This is a genomic window from Dactylosporangium sp. NPDC005572 (assembly GCF_040605515.1).
Taxonomy (GTDB): Bacteria; Actinomycetota; Actinomycetes; order Mycobacteriales; family Micromonosporaceae; genus Dactylosporangium.
The window spans coordinates 85,015-101,305 of record NZ_JBEXCY010000019.1 but is presented as its reverse complement, the minus strand read 5'-3'; the positions used below and the strand labels follow the sequence as shown (position 1 = coordinate 101,305).

Below are 16,291 nucleotides of genomic sequence, written 5' to 3'. Positions count from 1 at the left end.
GCCGATGGTACTGCACCCGAGAGAGTGTGGGAGAGTAGGACGCCGCCGGACAAACTTTCGATCGAGGGTCGCCCTGCTGGGCGGCCCTCGACTCGTTTCTGCGGGGTCCCGCGCATGTGGTCGACCCCGCTCGGGAAGGATGAAGTCGTGAACGCGACGCCAGAGGACGGCAACGACAACCGCCCGCGCAGGGACCGTGACGGTGGTTCCCGTGGGGACCGCTCGGGCGGGGACCGCGCTGGACGCGGTGACCGTCCCTCCGACCGCCACGCCGGCGGCGGGCGGTCCGGCGGCGACCGCGGGTTCCGCCGCGACGACCGCGGCGACCGGCCAGCTGGTGGCTTCCGCCGCGACGACCGTGGTGACCGCGGTGATCGTGGTGACCGGCCGCAGGGTGGGTTCCGCCGCGATGACCGCGGCGACCGCCCCACCGGCGGCTTCCGCCGTGACGACCGCGGGGATCGCCCTTCGGGCGGGTTCCGGCGTGACGATCGTGGTGGCCGGCCGCAGGGTGGGTTCCGCCGCGATGACCGCGGCGACCGCCCCACCGGCGGCTTCCGCCGTGACGACCGCGGGGATCGCCCTTCGGGCGGGTTCCGGCGTGACGACCGTGGCGACCGGCCCTCGGGTGGTTTTCGGGGTGACCGCTCCTCGGGCGGGTTCCGGCGCGACGACCGTGGTGACCGTCCGCAGGGTGGCTTCCGCCGCGATGACCGCGGTGACCGGCCCGTCGGCGACCGTGACGGCGGGGACCGGCCGTTCCGCCGTGACGACCGTGGTGATCGGCCGTTCCGGCGCGACGACCGCGGCGACCGTCCGTCGGGTGGGTTCCGCCGTGACGACCGTGGGGACCGTCCCTCGGGTGGGTTCCGGCGTGACGATCGTGGTGACCGGCCGCAGGGTGGGTTCCGCCGCGACGACCGCGGCGACCGGCCCGTCGGCGACCGTGACGGCGGGGACCGGCCGTTCCGCCGTGACGACCGTGGTGATCGGCCGTTCCGGCGCGACGACCGCGGCGACCGTCCGTCGGGTGGGTTCCGCCGTGACGACCGTGGGGACCGGCCCTCGGGCGGGTTCCGCCGTGACGACCGTGGCGACCGGCCCTCGGGTGGGTTCCGCCGTGACGACCGCGGTGACCGTCCGCAGGGTGGCTTCCGCCGCGACGACCGCGGCGACCGCCCCACCGGCGGCTTCCGCGACGGCGGGCCGCGGGGCGACCGTGGTGACCGGCCGGGTGGGTTCCGGGGTGACCGTGACGGCGCGCCTCGGGGCGACCGTCCTTCCGGGTTCCGTGGCGACCGTGATGGCGCGCCTCGTGGGGATCGGCCGTCCGGGTTCCGTGGCGACCGAGACGGGGCGCCTCGGGGTGACCGTCCCTCCGGGTTCCGTGATGGCGGGCCTCGCGGGGATCGGCCGTCCGGGTTCCGTGGCGACCGTGACGGCGGGCACCGGGGTGACCGGGGCGACCGGCCGGGTGGGTTCCGGGGTGACCGTGATGGCGCGCCCCGTGGGGATCGGCCGTCCGGGTTCCGTGGCGACCGTGACGGGGCACCTCGTGGGGACCGTCCCTCCGGGTTCCGTGGCGACCGTGAGGGTGGCTTCCGGAGTGACCGGTCCGGTGGGTTCCGGGACCGTGACGGCGGGCCGCGGGGCGAGCGCTCCGGGGGCTTCCGCGACGGCGAGCGCTCCGGCGGGCATCGGGACCGTGACGGCGGTGGCCGTGGGGATCGTCCGGGTGGCTTCCGCGACCGTGACGGCGGCCGTTCCGGTGGGGCCGGCGGCTTCCGTGGGGAGCGTGCCGGCGGGTTCCGGGGTGGGGACCGGCAGGACCGGTTCCGGGACCGGCAGCCGCGGGACGGGCAGTCCGACCGGTTCCGCGGCGGGGACTCCGCCGAGCCGCGGAGCGAGGGGCTGCGGCGGACCGACGCCGGTGGGTACCGGCCGCGGCTGAGCGACCCCGGGTTCGCCGGGACCGAGGACGCCGAGGCTGCTGTGGGCCGGGTGTCCGACCCGGTGCTGGACGAGGACATCTCGCCGTCGGAGCTGGACCGGGAGGTGCGGGCGGAGCTGAGCTCGCTCGCGCGGCCCGTCGCGGAGGAGGTGGCGCGGCGGCTCGTGGCCGCCGGGCAGCTCATCGACTCCGACCCGGAGCTGGCGCTCGCGCACGCCCTCGTGGCGCGGCGCAAGGCCTCGCGGGTGGCGGTGGTGCGGGAGGCGGCCGGGCTGGCCGCGTACCACGCCGGCGAGTGGCAGACGGCGCTCGGGGAGCTGCGGACGTACCGGCGGATGACCGGGCGCGAGACGCACATCGCGATCATCGCCGACTGCGAGCGGGCGCTCGGGCGGCCGGAGAAGGCGATCGACATGTTCCGGGAGGCGGACCGGGAGAAGCTGTCCGCCGAGGAGATTGTCGAGCTGCTCATGGTGGCGGCCGGCGCGCGCGGGGACCTCGGGCAGAACGACGCCGCCGTGGCGATGCTGCAGGTGCGGGAGCTGACGTCGGCGCCGGAGGCGCCGTGGGCGGCGCGGCTGCGGTACGCGTACGCCGACGCGCTGCTGCGGGCCGGGCGGCGGGAAGAGGCGCGCGAGTGGTTCGCGCGGGCCGCCGACCTGGACGAGGAGCTGCGCACCGACGCCGCCGAGCGGCTGCTGGAGCTCGACGGGATCGTGCTCGGCGGCGACGCCGACGACGAGGCTGACGACGAGGCCGGTGAGGACGCCGGGGACGAGTTCCGGGACCGGGCCGCCGACGACGAGGACGACGAAGGCGACGACGAAGGCGACGACGAAGACCGCGACGCCGACGACTACGACGACGACGAGGACGACGATCGCGACGAGGACGATCGCGACGACGACGACCTCGACGATGACGACGACGAAGACGACGACCTCGATGACGACGATGACGACGATGACGACGAGGACGATTACGACGACGAGGACGACGACTACGACGAGGGCGAAGACGACCTCGACGATGAGGACGACGACGATCTCGAAGACGACGAAGACGACGAAGACGACTACGACGACGAGCGGGACGGCGACGCCGCCGACAGCGAGGACGAGGACGATGACGGCCAGGACGGCGGCGACAGTGCTGCCGAGCCGGACGACGACCTCGACAGCGACCACGGCGACCCCGACGGCAAGGACGACGGCAAGGACGACGGCAGCGACGCCGCGACGGTGAACGGGGACGACGAGCGGGAGGAGCGCGGGCCCCGTGGCTGACGGGCAGGCGGACGGCGGGGACCTCGTCGGGCACTACGACCTGGTCATCTTCGACCTCGACGGGGTGCTGTACCTGGTCGACCAGGTCATCCCGGGTGCGGCCGAGGCGTGTGCGCGGCTGCGCGAGCGGGGGATCCCCAGCGCGTACGCGACGAACAACGCCTCGCGGCTGCCGCAGGACGTCGCCGGGCTGCTGACCCGGATCGGCATCCCGGCCGAGACCGGTGAGGTCGTCACGTCGGCGCACGCGACGGCGCTGCTGCTCGCCGAGCGGTACCCGGCCGGTACGCCGGTGCTCATCCTCGGCGCGCCGGCGCTGCGCGAGGAGGTCACCGCCGTCGGGCTCACGCCCGTCACGGAGGCCGCGGAGGCGCGGGTCGTCGTGCAGGGGTACGGGCCGGACGTGCGGATGCGCGACCTCGGCGACGCCTCCGTGGCGATCCGCGGCGGCGCCGACTGGATCGCGACCAACGCCGACAAGACGCTGCCGTCGCCGCGTGGGCCGCTGCCCGGCAACGGGTCGCTGGTCGTCGCGCTGGCGACGGCGCTGGGGCGGCAGCCGGACATGATCGTCGGCAAGCCCGACCCGGGGCTCTTCCTGGAGGCCGCCCGGGAGCGCGGCGCCAGCCGGCCGATCGTCGTCGGTGACCGGCTGGACACCGACATCGAGGGCGCCTACCGGGCCGGGATGGACAGCCTGCTCGTGCTGACCGGGGTGTCCGACGCCGCCGAGCTGCTCGCGGCGCCGGTCGAGCAGCGGCCCACGTTCGTCGCCGAGGACCTGGGCGGGCTGTTCGAGCGGGCCCAGCCGGTACAAGAGCAGCGATGGCAGGTCAAGGAGCTCGACGGGTCGTGGGAGCTGTCCGGCGACGGGCGTCCTGTCGATGCGCTCACGGCGCTCTGCGCGGTCGCATGGGCGGCCGGGGAGGTGCGGCCGATCGTCGCCTCCGGGGAGCCCGCGGAGGCCGCCCTACGCCGGCTCAAGCTCGCCTAGAGGAGCTTGCGGAGCTTCAGCAGGTCGAAGACCCCCGCGTCGATCTTGATGCGGCCGCTGGTCCAGGCGGACATGACGTTGAGCTCACCGTTGACGAGGGCGACCAGGTCGTCGCTCGACGCGGTGAGCTTGATCTTCGCGCGGGGGTCGTCGCCGTCGGTGAGGCCGGCGATCTGGCCGCCCTGGAGCTGGCCGTGGAACGCGATGTCGAGGTCGGTGACGCGGCAGGCGAGCGACCGATCGAAGTCGAGCTTCTCGCGCGCCTCGGCGGCGTTGGCGGCGAGCTTCGCCCCAAGTTTTTGCAGCGCCGCTCGGCACTCCTCGACCGTGGCCATCCGATCCCCCGTTCCGTCCATTGCGGACGCTGTAACACGTGGAAACCGACGGTACCGTACGCCGCCCTGAACCGCCCGGTAGCGTGAAGGCCGTACACCACTTGGAGGAGAGACGCAATATGGCGCAGGAAGCATGGCGGGCGTACCTGGAACTCGCCTACGGCATGACCGAGGCGACGACGAAGAAGGCCACCAAGACGGTGCGGCGCCTCGTCGGCAAGAGCGGCGCGACGGCGGAGCAGCTCCAGACGATGGCCGAGGACCTGCTGAAGGCCGGCTCGTCGAACCGTGAGGCGGTGACGAAGCTGGTGCGGTACGAGCTGGACCGGGCGCTCGGCGCGGTCGGCCTGGCCACCGCCGACGAGGTGTCGGCCCTCACCACCCGGGTCCACGAGCTGGAGGCGCAGCTCAAGGCGGCCACGACGGCGGCTCCCGCGATCGAGGAGCCGGTGGCCAAGCCGCCGGCGCCGGCGGCAGCCCCGGCGAAGCGCACAGTGGCGAAGAAGACGGCGGCGCCGGTCGGGGCCGAGGCCGTCGCGAAGCGGACCGCGGCGAAGAAGGCTGTGGCGCCCGTCACGCCGCCACCGGCGAAGCGGGTGCCGGTGAAGAAGAGCGCGCCCGCGAAGAAGGTCGCCGCGAAGGCCGCCGTCGAGCAGATCGCCGCGGCGTCCGAGGCCGGGCCCGCGTCCGCCAAGCTGCCGGTCAAGAAGGCCACGCGCGCGCCGCGGAAGACGGCGTCGTGACCGCGCCGGTGCCGGGTCTGACGCCCGGTCCAGTGCCCGGTCCGACCCCCGGCCCGACCCCCGGTCCGCTGCCCGGTCCGCCCGGCGCGGCGAGCCTCGGGCGGGTCGAGGCGGCGGTCGAGTCGCTGCGCGAGGTAGCGTCGCTTCCGCTGAAGCAACAGGTGTCCGTCTACGCCGACGTCCACCGGACGCTCCAGGAGACGCTGGGCACGATCGAAGAACGCTGAGGAGCTGCAGGCAGGATGGCGCGCCGGACCCGACTCGACGCGGAGCTGGTGCGCCGCGGGCTGGCCCGGTCCCGGGAGCAGGCGGCCGCGCTGATCGCCGAGGGGCGGGTCGAGGTGCGCGGCAATGTCGCGGCCAAGGCCGCCGCGCAGGTCGACCCGGCCGACCCGGTGCGAGTGGTGGAGGTCGCCGGCGACGAGTACGTGTCGCGGGGTGGCCATAAGCTCGCCGGTGCGCTCGACGCGTTCGACCGGCTGCCGGTCCAGGGGCGCCGCTGCCTCGACGCGGGCGCCTCGACCGGCGGGTTCACCGACGTGCTGCTGCGCCGGGGCGCGGGCTCCGTCGTCGCGGTGGACGTCGGCTATGGCCAGATCGCGTGGTCGCTGCGCACCGACCCGCGCGTGACGAACATCGAGCGCACCAACGTGCGGACCCTGACCCCGGACGCGATCGGCGGCCCCTGCCAGCTGACCGTCGCCGACCTGTCGTTCATCTCGCTGCGGCTGGTGCTGCCGGCCCTCGCCGCGTGCACCGCCCCGGACGGCGACCTGGTGCCGATGGTGAAGCCGCAGTTCGAGGTCGGCAAGGAGCGGGTCGGCGACGGCGGCGTGGTGCGCTCGCCCGAGCTGCGCACCGAGGCCGTGCTGGACGTGGCCGCGGCCGCCGCCGAGCTGGGGCTGGGCGTGGCCGGGGTGACGGTGAGCCCGCTGCCCGGCCCGTCGGGCAACGTCGAGTTCTTCCTGTGGCTGCGCCGCGACGCGCCGCCCGTGGACCCGGCGGCGGTGGCTTCCTGTGTGGAGGGTGCATGACATCGCGTGAGGCCCTGCTCGTCGCGCACACCGGCAAGGCGAGCAACAACGAGCACGCCCGGGTCGTCGCCGCGGATCTGGTCGACAACGGCTTCACCGTGCGGGTCCTCGCCGAGGAGGCGGCGGAGCTCGACATCCCGCGCGCGGTACCGGTGAGTGGCGAGGCCGCCGCGGAGGGCGTCGAGATCGTGTTCGCGCTCGGCGGCGACGGCACCCTGCTGCGCGCGGCGGAGCTGGCCCGGCCGGCCAAGGCGCCGCTGCTCGGGATCAACCTCGGCAAGGTCGGGTTCCTCGCCGAGGCCGAGATCGGCGACGTGGACAAGGCGGTGCGGGAGGTCGTCGAGGGCACCTACACCGTCGACGAGCGGCTGACGATCGACGTCATCGCCGAGCAGGACGGCCGGCTCGTCGGGAACTCGTGGGCGCTCAACGAGGTCACCGTCGAGAAGGGCGTCCGCGAGAAGATGCTGGAGCTGCTCGTCGAGGTCGACGGGCGGCCGTTGTCGCGGTACGGGTGCGACGGCGTGGTGTGCGCCACGCCGACCGGCTCGACCGCGTACGCGTTCTCGGCCGGCGGGCCCGTCGTGTGGCCGGAGCTGGAGGCCCTGCTGCTCGTGCCGATCAGCGCGCACGCCCTGTTCAGCCGGCCCCTGGTGATCGCGCCGTCGGCGACGATCACGGTCAACGTCGAGCCGTTCACGAGCTTCGCCCTCCTGTCGTGCGACGGGCGGCGGGTCATGGATCTCGCTCCGGGATCGACGGTGACGGTACGGCGGGGAGCGTTGCCGGTCCGCGTGGTTCGTCTGCGTGAGCGGCCGTTCACCGACCGGCTCGTGGCGAAGTTCGGTCTCCCGGTCGAGGGTTGGCGGCACAACAAACGGCACGGCTGAGTGGAGAACTGTCGTACCTCGCAGCTAGTGTCTCTGACGTGCTGGAGGAACTCCGCATTACCGGACTTGGCGTGATCGAAGACGCCACGCTGCCCCTCGGGCCGGGCCTGACCGTGATCACGGGTGAGACCGGCGCGGGCAAGACCATGGTCGTGACCAGCCTCAACCTGCTGTTCGGCGGCCGCGCCGACGCGGGGCGGGTGCGCGCCGAGCCGGGCCGGGCCACGGTCGACGGCCGGCTGACCCTGCCCGCGCACGTGCGCGCCGCCGTGCAGAGCCGGGTGTCCGAGGCGGGCGGCGAGGTCGAGGACGACGGCACCCTGCTGATGAGCCGCACGCTGACGGTCGAGGGCCGCTCCCGCGCCCACGTCGGTGGGCGCACGGTGCCCGTGGCGGTCCTGGCCGAGGTCGGCGAGCGGGTGTTCGCGCTGCACGGCCAGTCCGACCAGCTGCGGCTGCTGCGCCCGGCCGAGCAGCGGGGCGCGCTCGACCGCTACGCGGGGCCGGAGCACGAGAAGCTGCTCGGCCGCTTCGCCGAGCTCTATCAGCGGTGGCGGGCCGTCGAGGACGACCTCGCCGACCGCCGCGCCAACGCCCGGCAGCGCTCGCAGGAGGCCGACCTGCTGCGGCTCGGCCTCGACGAGATCAGCCGCGTCGACCCGCAGCCCGGCGAGGACGAGCTGCTCCGCGAGGAGGCCCAGCGCCTCGAGCACGTCGAGGGGCTGCGCAGCGCGGCCCAGCTGGCGCACGTGGCCCTGGCCGGCACCGGCGAGGGCGACGACGTCGCCGACGTGCTGAGCCTCATCTCGACGGCCCGCCGCACCCTGGAGGCCCAGTCGAGCGTCGATCGGGTGCTCGGCGAGCTCGCCGCGCGCCTCGACGAGGTGGCCACGCTCGCCGGTGACGTGTCGACCGAGCTCGGCACCTATCTGGCCTCGCTCGACGCCGACCCGGGGCGCCTCCAGGAGGTGTACGAGCGGCGGGCGGCGCTGCGGGGGCTGACCCGGAAGTATGCCGAGGACGTCGACGGGGTCGTCGCCTGGGCCGACAACGCCCGCACCAAGCTCGCCGAGCTCGACACCTCCGACGAGCTGCTCGAGGAGCTCGACCGGGAGCGGCAGCGGCTGCATGGCGAGGTCGCCGAGCTGGCCACGGTGCTCTCGGCCGCGCGCCGCGAGGCCGCCGGCCGGTTCGCCGCGGACGTGACCGTCGAGCTGGCCGGGCTGGCCATGCCGCACGCCCGCATCGAGGTCGTCGTCGCGCCCAAGCCGGCCGGCAACGGCCCGACCGTCCCGACGCCGACCGGCGCCGACTGCGGCGTCGGGTCCGACGGTGCCGACGACATCGAGCTGCGGCTCCTGCCGCACCCGGGCGCGCCGGCCCAGCCGCTGCAGAAGGGCGCCTCGGGTGGTGAGCTGTCGCGGGTGATGCTCGCGATCGAGGTCGTGTTCGCCGGGGTCGGCGGGCCGCCCACGCTGGTCTTCGACGAGGTCGACGCGGGTGTCGGCGGGACGGCCGCCGTGGAGATCGGCAAGCGGCTGGCGCGGCTGGCCCGGGATCATCAGGTGCTGGTCGTGACGCACCTGCCGCAGGTGGCGGCGTTCGCCGACCGGCATCTGGTGGTGGCGAAGGACACCGGCGGTGCGGTCACCACGAGTGGGGTGACCGTCGTGGAGCACACGGACCGGGCTCGGGAGCTGGCTCGGATGCTGGCCGGGTTGCCGGATTCGGATCTCGGTATTGCGCACGCGGAGGAGCTGTTGTCGGTCGCGGACCGGGAGAAGGCGGCGCACTAGCTTGTGCCTCCGGGGGCCGCTCCGGGGGAGGGGTGTGCCCGCCGGGGGTGTTCGTCGTGGGCTTCGGGTCCGCGGCGGACTTGCCGGCCGGGGGTGGCTGGGTCCGTCGTGGGGTGCGGTGGGCTTGGAGAGTGCGGCTCGCGGTGGGCCGGCGTCGACGTGGGTGACGGTTGGGCATGAGCTTGCGGGCCGTGGCGGCTCTGGGTTCGCCGCGAGGTTGCGGTGGGGCTCGCCGTGGTGGCCGGGTCCGTCGTGGGTCGCGGTGGGCTTGACGGGGGTGCGTGTTCGCGGTGGGTCGGCGCCGTGGTGGGTGGCGTGGCCGACTCCGGGGGCTTCTTCCCTGACGGCGGGTGAGTTGACCTCGTGCCGTCAACGTCGGGCCGCTTGGTGTTCGTCTCGTCGCCGTAGGTTGCGCGCTGTGGTGGACACCGTCGCGGCCTCGCCCTGGATCATCGTGATCGTGTTCGTCGTGGCCGGGCTCGACGCCATCGTGCCGCTGTCGCCGAGTGAGTCCACCCTGATCGCGGTCTCCGTCGCCTCCGCCGAGACCGGGCATCCCGCCATCGCGCTCGTCATCGCGGCGGCGGCCAGTGGGGCCTTTGCCGGGGACGTCGTGTCGTACCGGATCGGGGTGCGGGCCGGGGCCGGGGTGCTGCGGCGGCTGCAGGGCAAGGCCCGGGGGATGGCGGCCTACTCCTGGGCCAGCCGCACCCTCGCGAGCCGGGGCGGGCAGGTGCTCGTCTTCGCGCGTTACCTGCCCGGTGGGCGGTCGGCCTCGGCGCTGGCCGCCGGGGTGGTCGGCTACCCGGCCCTGCGCTTCCAGGCCTGGACGGCCGTCGGTGTGAGCGTGTGGGCGACGATGGCCGGGCTCATCGGGTACACCTGCGGGATCTTCTTCCAGGGGCGGCCGTGGAAGGCGCTGCTGCTCGCCTACGCGGGTGCCGCCCTCCTCCTCGGGTTCGCCGAGCTCGTCCGGCGCTGGTCGCCGCCGCCACCGGCGGAGACCGACATGACCGAGCCCGAGGCCGAGGAGTCCTAGCCGACCAGCAGGTTCACCCTCGTCCCCACCGGGGCCACCGTCTGGGCCAGCGTCGACTGCTCGCGGACCGTGGGCCTCGTGGAGGCGCCGATCTCGCGGATCACGCCCAGCTCCAGGCCGGCGGCGCGCAGGGCGGCGGCGGCCTCGGCCGGGGTTTTTCCGGCCAGAGTGGGCACGCGGGTCAAGCGGATCGACGACAATGTTTCCATCAGGCGCTCCTCACGATGGTCCCTCTACAGACCTGAGGGGGCGGGGAGCGTCGCAAATACGCGGGCCGACTGTCGGCTGGTTGACACTGCCGGGACGTGACGGGCGTCACGTCGAGCGCCGAAAAGGGCGTTCTACCTGGTCGTGGACATGTCGCGCGCGGCTTTCCGGACAGGTCCATGCCAGGATGGATGCGATGCGACGACCAACTCTACGCCGCACCCGGCCCGCCGAGCCGGGTGTCATCGGTGGCGCCGTGCGGCTGGATCGGCGGACGAAACGCCTGGTGGGTCGCCTGCGTCCGGGGGACATCGCGGTCATCGACCACGTCGACCTGGACCGGGTCGCGGCCGACTCGCTCGTGGCGGCCGGAGTGGCGGCGGTGCTCAACGCGAAGCCGTCGGTCTCCGGCCGCTACCCCAACCTGGGGCCCGAAGGGCTGATCAAGGCCGGCATCCCGCTCGTCGACGACCTGGGCGAGGAGCTGTTCGACCGCCTGCGCGAGGGCGACGTGGTCCGCATCGAGGGTGACACCGTCTACGCCGGCGAGGAGGCCGTCGCCAAGGGCGTGCGGCAGGACGCCGACACGGTGGCCGAGGCGATGGCCGACGCCCGCGAGGGGCTGTCGGTGCAGCTCGAGGCGTTCGCCGCGAACACGATGGAGTACCTCAAGCAGGAGCGCGCCCTGCTGCTCGACGGCGTCGGCGTGCCCGAGGTGCAGACCGAGATCGCCGGGCGGCACTGCCTCATCGTCGTGCGCGGGTACGACTACAAGGCCGACATCGACGTGCTGCGCCCCTACATCCGGGAGTACAAGCCGGTCCTCATCGGCGTCGACGGCGGCGCGGACGCGCTGGTCGAGGCCGGGTACACGCCCGACATGATCATCGGCGACATGGACTCGGTGAGCGACGACGTGCTGCGCTGCGGCGCGGAGGTCGTCGTCCACGCGTACCCCGACGGGCGGGCGCCCGGCCTGGCCCGCGTGCAGCGGCTCGGGGTCGAGGCGATCACCTTCCCGGCCGCCGCGACCAGCGAGGACATCGCGATGCTGCTGGCCGACGAGAAGGGGGCGTCGCTCCTGGTGGCGGTCGGCACCCACAACACCCTGATCGAGTTCCTCGACAAGGGCCGGGGTGGCATGGCCTCGACCTTCCTGACGCGGCTGAAGCTCGGTGGCAAACTGGTCGACGCCAAGGGTGTGTCCCGGCTGTACCGGCAGAGCCTCTCCGGCTCGTCGCTGATCCTGCTGCTCGCGTCCGCGATCGCCGCGATGGCCGCCGCCCTGGCTGTCACCACGATCGGGCGGGCGTACCTCAGCGTCATCGCCGAGTGGTGGGACAACCTGATCTTCACGCTGTTCTCGTAGTAGACGGGCGATTTGTTGTGATCAACTTCCGGTACCACGTGGTGTCGCTGGCCGCCGTCTTCCTGGCGCTCGCCATCGGCCTCGTCGTGGGGACCGCGGCGGCCAACGGACCGCTCGCCGAGAACCTCAACGACCAGGTCAACAAGATCACGGACGAGAAACAGCAGCTCCGGGACGACCTGGAGCAGTCGCGGGCCGAGCTGAAGAAGAACGCCGACTTCGCGACCGAGGTCGCCCCGATGCTGCTCAACGGCAAGCTGGCCAACCGCAACGTGCTCCTGGTCAAGTTCGAGGGCAGCGACGACGACGTCGACGCGGCGACCGAGGGCATCGCCGACACGCTCGAGACGGCCGGCGCCAAGATCGCCGGCACGCTCACCATCAAGGAGAAGTTCACCGCCGCGACCAGCAGCGAACTGCTGCTCGGCATGGCCGACTCGTCGGCGCCGCCGGCCGTCAGCGGGGCCCTGCCGGCCGAGTCCAACGGGGTCGACACGTCGGCCGCGCTGCTCGCCGCGGTGCTCGTCGGCAAGTCCGGCGCGACGCAGGTCGAGGGCACCCGCGGGGTGCTCAGCGCCTACGAGAAGAATGGCGTGATCGGCCTCGACGGCGACTTCAAGGCCCCGGCCGAGGCGGTCGTCATCGTCGCCGGCGCGCCGGCCAGCGGCAAGGACGCCAAGGAGCGCAACGCCGCCGCGCTGACCATCGCCGGCCGCTTCGACCTGGCCGGGAAGGTCGTGGTCGCCGGCCTCTCCGCCAACGGCCTGGTGTCGTCGGTCCGCGGTGACGCCTCGATCGCCAAGTCGGTGTCCACGGTCGACAACGCGGTGACGGCGTACGGGCAGGTCGCCGCGGTCATGGCCCTGGTCGAACGGCTGGGCGGCAAGACCGGCCACTACGGGATCGGCGACGGCGCGACCAGCCTCCTGCCGAAGACGGTGAGCGCGGCCAATGGTTCGTAAGCTGCTCCGCCTGCTGGCCGGACCGGTCGGCGGCGCCGTCGCCCGCGCCTCCGTGCGCGCCCTGGCCGGCAACCCGGCGCTCGACCGCACCAACTTCCGCGGCCGCACGGTCTCCCTGGCCGGCGGCCCGGCCCTGGCCCTGGGCGCCACCGCCGGCGCCATGGTGGGCGCGGCCGCGAGCAAGCCCCCCACCCGCAAGGCCGCGACCCGCAACGGCGCCGCCACTAAAGGCGCGACCGGGAGGGTCGTGGCCGCGACCGCGGTGGCGGGCCTCGGGTCCGGCGCCGTCGGGTTCTACGACGACCTGGTCGGCGGGCGGCCCGAGCACGCCGCCAAGGGCTTCCGCGGCCACGTCGGCGCGCTTCGCGAGGGCCGCGTCACCAGCGGCCTGGTCAAGATCGCCGGGGTCGGTGCGGCCGGCCTGGTGGCGGCCGCGCTGCTGCCCCGCAAGCGGGCGGTCGACGTGCTGCTCGGCGCCGGGGTCATCGCCGGTGCCGCGAACCTGTTCAACCTGCTCGACCTGCGCCCGGGCCGAGCCATCAAGGCGGGCTTCCTCGCCGGTGCTCCCCTCGCGGGCAGCGGCATCGCGGCCGGGACGCTCGGCGCGGCCGGCGCGCTGCTGCCGGCCGACCTCGACGAGGAGATCATGCTCGGCGACGCCGGGGCCAACGCGCTCGGCGCGCTGCTCGGCACCGCGTACACCGCCCGCACCGGCACCTTCGGCCGCGCCGCCGCCCTCGCCGGGATCGTCGCGCTGACCGCGGCGAGCGAGAAAGTCAGCTTCACCAAGGTCATCGAGCGCAACGCCCTGCTGCACCGCATCGACCAGTGGGGCCGCCGCCCGGCCGGGAACCCGCGGGCGGCCGCGGAGGAGCGGGCCGAGGAAGCCCTCTGGGACGTGGCGGCCGACCGCGAGGCGCGCGAGATGCTGGCGGGCATGGACGACCGTCAGGCCCGGGAAGCGCTGTGGGGACCCGAAACGGACGTCGAAACGGGCTTCGAGACGGGCTTCGAAACGGGCTTCGCGACGGACTTCGAAACGGACGCCGACACCGAAGACCCGGACGGGCGGCGCAGGCCGCGGCCGTATCCGCGCGGGTGACCGCACAACGGCTGTTCGGCGCGGCGGTCCTCGTCGCCGGACTCACCGTTTTGAGCCGACTCGCCGGATTTGCCCGCATTCTCGTCTTCAACTGGTCCGTCGGCCCCACCTACCTCGGCAACGCCTACCAGGCCGCCAACACGATCCCCAACATCATCTTCGAGCTCGTCGCCGGCGGCGCCCTCGCCAGCCTCATCGTGCCCCTCCTCGCCGCCCCGGCCGCCAAGGCGGACCGCGCGACCGTCGGCCGGACGGTGTCGGCCCTGCTCACCTGGGTCGTCCTGCTGCTCACCCCGATCGCCCTGGTCACCGCCCTCGCCGCCCGGCCCCTCGTCGGCCTGCTCACCGACGGCCAGCCGGCCGAGGTCGTCGACGCGGGCGCGGACATGCTGCGGATCTTCGCGCCCCAGCTGCCGCTGTACGGCGTGGGCATCGTCCTGACCGGGGCGCTCCAGACGTACCGCCGCTTCGCCTGGCCGGTCATCGCACCCCTGCTGTCGAGCCTGACGGTGATGACCGTCTACGTCGCCTTCGGCCTGCTCGCCGGCCGCGGCGCGGACCTCGGGCAGGTCAGCGACGGGCACCTGCTGCTGCTCTCGGGCGGCACCACCCTCGCCGTCGCCGTGCTCTCGCTCTGCCTGGTCGCCCCGGTGAGCCGCCTCGGGCTGCGGGTCCGCCCGGCCACCCGGCTGCCCGTCGAGACGGTCCGCACGCTGCGCCCGCTCGCCGTCGCCGGCATCGTCACCGTCGGCACCCAGCAGCTCGTGCTGGGCCTGGCCATCCGCCTCGCGAGCTACGCGGGGGAGGGGGCGATCGTCGTCTACAGCCTGGCCCAGACGATCTTCCTGCTGCCCTGGGCGGTCCTCGCCGTGCCGGTGGCGACCACGACCTACCCGGCGCTCGCCGAGCACGGCGCGACGGGCGACCGGGAGGGGTTCGCGCGGGTCCTGGCGCCGGCCGTGCGCAGCGTCGTGCTGCTCACCGCCCTCGGCGCCGCCGGGCTCATCGTGCTGGCCCGGCCGATCGCGGTACTGCTGGCGGCCGCGTCCTCCCATCCGCCCGCCATCGGGCCGCTCGCCGGGGCGATCGCCTGGTTCGCCCCCGGCCTGCTGGGCTACGGGCTGTTCGCCCTGCTGTCCCGCGCCCTGTACGCCGGGGCCAACGCCTACCCGGCCGCGGCCGCCACCGCGCTCGGCTGGGCCGCGGCGGCCGGCGTCGCGCTGCTGCTCGCGGTCACCCTGCCGGTCGCCGACCGGGTGCCCGCGCTCGCCGCGGCGAACTCGGCCGGGATGGTCGTGCTCGGCGCCGCATTGCTGTTCGCCATCCTCAGGAAGGCGGGTGCGCCGGCGCTCGCCGGCGTCGCCCGGACCGCCGCCGCATCCGTGGTGTCGGGCGCCGTCGCGGTCGTCGCCGGGCTCGCCATCCGTGGCGCGATCAGCACCCCCGGTGCGGGCGGGGCCGCTGCGCAGGGCATGCTGTGCGGAGTCGTGGTGGCGGTGGTCTTCCTCGCCGGGGTGGCGGTCGCCGACCGCCCGGCCCTGCGGCGACTCGTCAAGAGAAAGGGCTGATCGTGCGCATCGCGTTGGTGCTGGCCACGAGCACGGGCGGCACCGGGCGGCACGTCGCCATGCTGGTCGACGGCCTGGTGGCGCACGGCGCGGAGGTCAGCGTGCACGGCCCGGCGGCGACCGGCGAGCAGTTCCGCTTCGCCGAGCACGGCGCCACATTCGTGCCGGTCGAGATCCCGGCCAACCCCCAGCCGGGTGACGTCCTGGCCGTGCGGGCGCTGCGCCGCGAGCTGCGGGGCGTCGACGTCATCCACGCGCACAGCCTGCGGGCCGGCCTGGTCGCCGCGCTCGCCCGCCCCGCCGGCGTCCCGCTCGTCGTCACCTGGCACAACCTGGTGCTGGCCAAGGGCCTGCGGGCCCGGCTGTACCACCCGCTCGAACGCCGGGTCGCCCGGGCCGCCGACGTGACCCTGGGCGTCTCCACCGACCTCGTCGAGCGGGTCCGCGAGCTCGGCGGGAAGGACGTCCGCCTGGCCAAGGTGCCCGCGTCGGTCCTGCCGCCGCCCGCCCGCGGCAGGGAGGCCGTCCGCGAGGAGCTGGGCGTCGAGCCGGGCCAGCCGCTCGTGTTCGCCGCCGGCCGGCTGCACCCGCAGAAGGGCTTCGAGACGCTCGTCGCCGCGGCCGCCCGCTGGCGCCACCGCGACCCGCCGCCCTACGTCGCCATCGCCGGCAGCGGCCCGTCGTACATGCCGCTCGCCCAGCGCATCTCCGTCGAGCACGCGCCGGTGCGCCTGCTCGGCTACCGCGACGACGTGCCCGACCTGCTGGCCGCGGCCGACCTGGTCGTGGCGACCAGCGTGTGGGAGGGCCAGCCCCTGTTCGTGCAGGAGACGATGGCAGCCGGTGTACCGCTGGTGTCGACCGCGGTCGGCGGCGTCCCCGACCTCGTCGGCTCCGCCGCCCGCCTGGTGGCCGCGCACGACGTCGACGGGATCGCGGACGCGGTCGAGCAGCTGCTCGACGACCCGGGCGCCCGGGAGGAGCTGGGCCGCAAGGGCCTCGCGCAGGCCGCCAC

At 74.4% G+C, this 16,291-nt stretch carries 15 protein-coding genes and 1 pseudogene; 13 read left to right on the top strand and 3 right to left on the bottom strand.

Features of this window, described 5'->3' with window-relative positions:
• Nucleotides 1–1,449 (bottom strand): hypothetical protein (locus ABZS66_RS13025; protein ID WP_354757316.1); only part of this gene is annotated, 1,449 nt, incomplete at its 3' end.
• A gap of 552 nt (nucleotides 1,450–2,001) precedes the next feature.
• Here ABZS66_RS13025 and ABZS66_RS13020 point away from each other — a divergent pair.
• Nucleotides 2,002–3,237 carry a hypothetical protein gene (locus ABZS66_RS13020; protein WP_354757315.1) on the top strand — a complete coding sequence of 412 codons (1,236 nt, stop codon included), beginning with the start codon at nucleotides 2,002–2,004 and terminating at the stop codon, nucleotides 3,235–3,237.
• A complete protein-coding gene (locus ABZS66_RS13015; protein ID WP_354757314.1) occupies nucleotides 3,230–4,231 on the top strand; it encodes an HAD-IIA family hydrolase in 1,002 nt (333 codons plus the stop codon). The genes ABZS66_RS13020 and ABZS66_RS13015 overlap by 8 nt, the downstream gene beginning before the upstream one ends.
• Here the strand turns inward: ABZS66_RS13015 and ABZS66_RS13010 are convergent.
• Nucleotides 4,228–4,566: an SCP2 sterol-binding domain-containing protein gene (locus tag ABZS66_RS13010; RefSeq protein WP_354757319.1), complete on the bottom strand. Its 339-nt coding sequence runs from the start codon at nucleotides 4,564–4,566 to the stop codon at nucleotides 4,228–4,230. The two genes, ABZS66_RS13015 and ABZS66_RS13010, sit on opposite strands and share 4 nt — an antisense overlap.
• 119 nt (nucleotides 4,567–4,685) lie before the next feature.
• Here ABZS66_RS13010 and ABZS66_RS13005 point away from each other — a divergent pair, with 119 nt between their 5' ends.
• The 6 genes from ABZS66_RS13005 to ABZS66_RS12980 all read left to right on the top strand — a co-directional run bounded on the left by ABZS66_RS13005 (nucleotide 4,686) and on the right by ABZS66_RS12980 (nucleotide 10,068).
• Nucleotides 4,686–5,309: a hypothetical protein gene (locus ABZS66_RS13005; RefSeq protein WP_354757313.1), complete on the top strand. Its 624-nt coding sequence runs from the start codon at nucleotides 4,686–4,688 to the stop codon at nucleotides 5,307–5,309.
• Between the two features lie 32 nt (nucleotides 5,310–5,341).
• A complete protein-coding gene (locus tag ABZS66_RS13000; RefSeq protein ID WP_354757312.1) occupies nucleotides 5,342–5,536 on the top strand; it encodes a hypothetical protein in 195 nt (64 codons plus the stop codon).
• A gap of 15 nt (nucleotides 5,537–5,551) precedes the next feature.
• Nucleotides 5,552–6,343 (top strand): TlyA family RNA methyltransferase, encoded by a 792-nt coding sequence (locus tag ABZS66_RS12995; protein ID WP_354757311.1) that lies wholly within the window; start codon nucleotides 5,552–5,554, stop codon nucleotides 6,341–6,343.
• Nucleotides 6,340–7,233, top strand: coding sequence for an NAD kinase (locus tag ABZS66_RS12990; RefSeq protein ID WP_354757310.1), 894 nt, complete (start codon nucleotides 6,340–6,342; stop codon nucleotides 7,231–7,233). The genes ABZS66_RS12995 and ABZS66_RS12990 overlap by 4 nt, the downstream gene beginning before the upstream one ends.
• A 38-nt stretch (nucleotides 7,234–7,271) precedes the next feature.
• Nucleotides 7,272–9,029 carry a DNA repair protein RecN gene (gene recN / locus ABZS66_RS12985; RefSeq protein ID WP_354757309.1) on the top strand — a complete coding sequence of 586 codons (1,758 nt, stop codon included), beginning with the start codon at nucleotides 7,272–7,274 and terminating at the stop codon, nucleotides 9,027–9,029.
• Nucleotides 9,030–9,447: 418 nt separating this feature from the next.
• Nucleotides 9,448–10,068 (top strand): VTT domain-containing protein, encoded by a 621-nt coding sequence (locus ABZS66_RS12980; RefSeq protein WP_354757308.1) that lies wholly within the window; start codon nucleotides 9,448–9,450, stop codon nucleotides 10,066–10,068.
• Here the strand turns inward: ABZS66_RS12980 and ABZS66_RS12975 are convergent.
• Entirely contained in the window at nucleotides 10,065–10,277 is a 213-nt protein-coding gene (locus ABZS66_RS12975; RefSeq protein WP_354757307.1) for a PASTA domain-containing protein, read from the bottom strand. The two genes, ABZS66_RS12980 and ABZS66_RS12975, sit on opposite strands and share 4 nt — an antisense overlap.
• Nucleotides 10,278–10,471: 194 nt before the next feature.
• Here ABZS66_RS12975 and steA point away from each other — a divergent pair, with 194 nt between their 5' ends.
• From steA to ABZS66_RS12950, 5 genes and pseudogenes are all read left to right on the top strand, one after another.
• A complete protein-coding gene (steA, locus tag ABZS66_RS12970) occupies nucleotides 10,472–11,644 on the top strand; it encodes a putative cytokinetic ring protein SteA (protein WP_354757306.1) in 1,173 nt (390 codons plus the stop codon).
• Nucleotides 11,645–11,661: 17 nt separating this feature from the next.
• A complete protein-coding gene (locus ABZS66_RS12965) occupies nucleotides 11,662–12,606 on the top strand; it encodes a copper transporter (protein ID WP_354757305.1) in 945 nt (314 codons plus the stop codon).
• Nucleotides 12,596–13,408: pseudogene (locus ABZS66_RS12960) on the top strand (hypothetical protein); the annotation flags it as partial. The gene ABZS66_RS12965 and the pseudogene ABZS66_RS12960, both read left to right, overlap by 11 nt.
• Nucleotides 13,409–13,704: 296 nt before the next feature.
• Nucleotides 13,705–15,276, top strand: a complete 1,572-nt coding sequence (locus tag ABZS66_RS12955; protein ID WP_354757304.1) for a lipid II flippase MurJ — start codon at nucleotides 13,705–13,707, stop codon at nucleotides 15,274–15,276.
• Nucleotides 15,277–15,278: 2 nt separating this feature from the next.
• Nucleotides 15,279–16,291: glycosyltransferase family 4 protein (locus ABZS66_RS12950; protein WP_354757303.1), on the top strand; the 1,013-nt coding region annotated here is incomplete at its 3' end.

What these genes read in the sequence shown, in the direction of transcription:
- ABZS66_RS12995 (WP_354757311.1), top strand. Translation starts at nt 5,552, where the DNA reads ATGGCGCGCCGGACCCGACTCGACGCGGAGCTGGTGCGCCGCGGGCTG.
- ABZS66_RS12990 (WP_354757310.1), top strand. Translation starts at nt 6,340, where the DNA reads ATGACATCGCGTGAGGCCCTGCTCGTCGCGCACACCGGCAAGGCGAGC.
- ABZS66_RS13010 (WP_354757319.1), bottom strand. Translation starts at nt 4,566, where the DNA reads ATGGCCACGGTCGAGGAGTGCCGAGCGGCGCTGCAAAAACTTGGGGCG.
- ABZS66_RS13005 (WP_354757313.1), top strand. Translation starts at nt 4,686, where the DNA reads ATGGCGCAGGAAGCATGGCGGGCGTACCTGGAACTCGCCTACGGCATG.
- steA (WP_354757306.1), top strand. Translation starts at nt 10,472, where the DNA reads ATGCGACGACCAACTCTACGCCGCACCCGGCCCGCCGAGCCGGGTGTC.
- ABZS66_RS12975 (WP_354757307.1), bottom strand. Translation starts at nt 10,277, where the DNA reads ATGGAAACATTGTCGTCGATCCGCTTGACCCGCGTGCCCACTCTGGCC.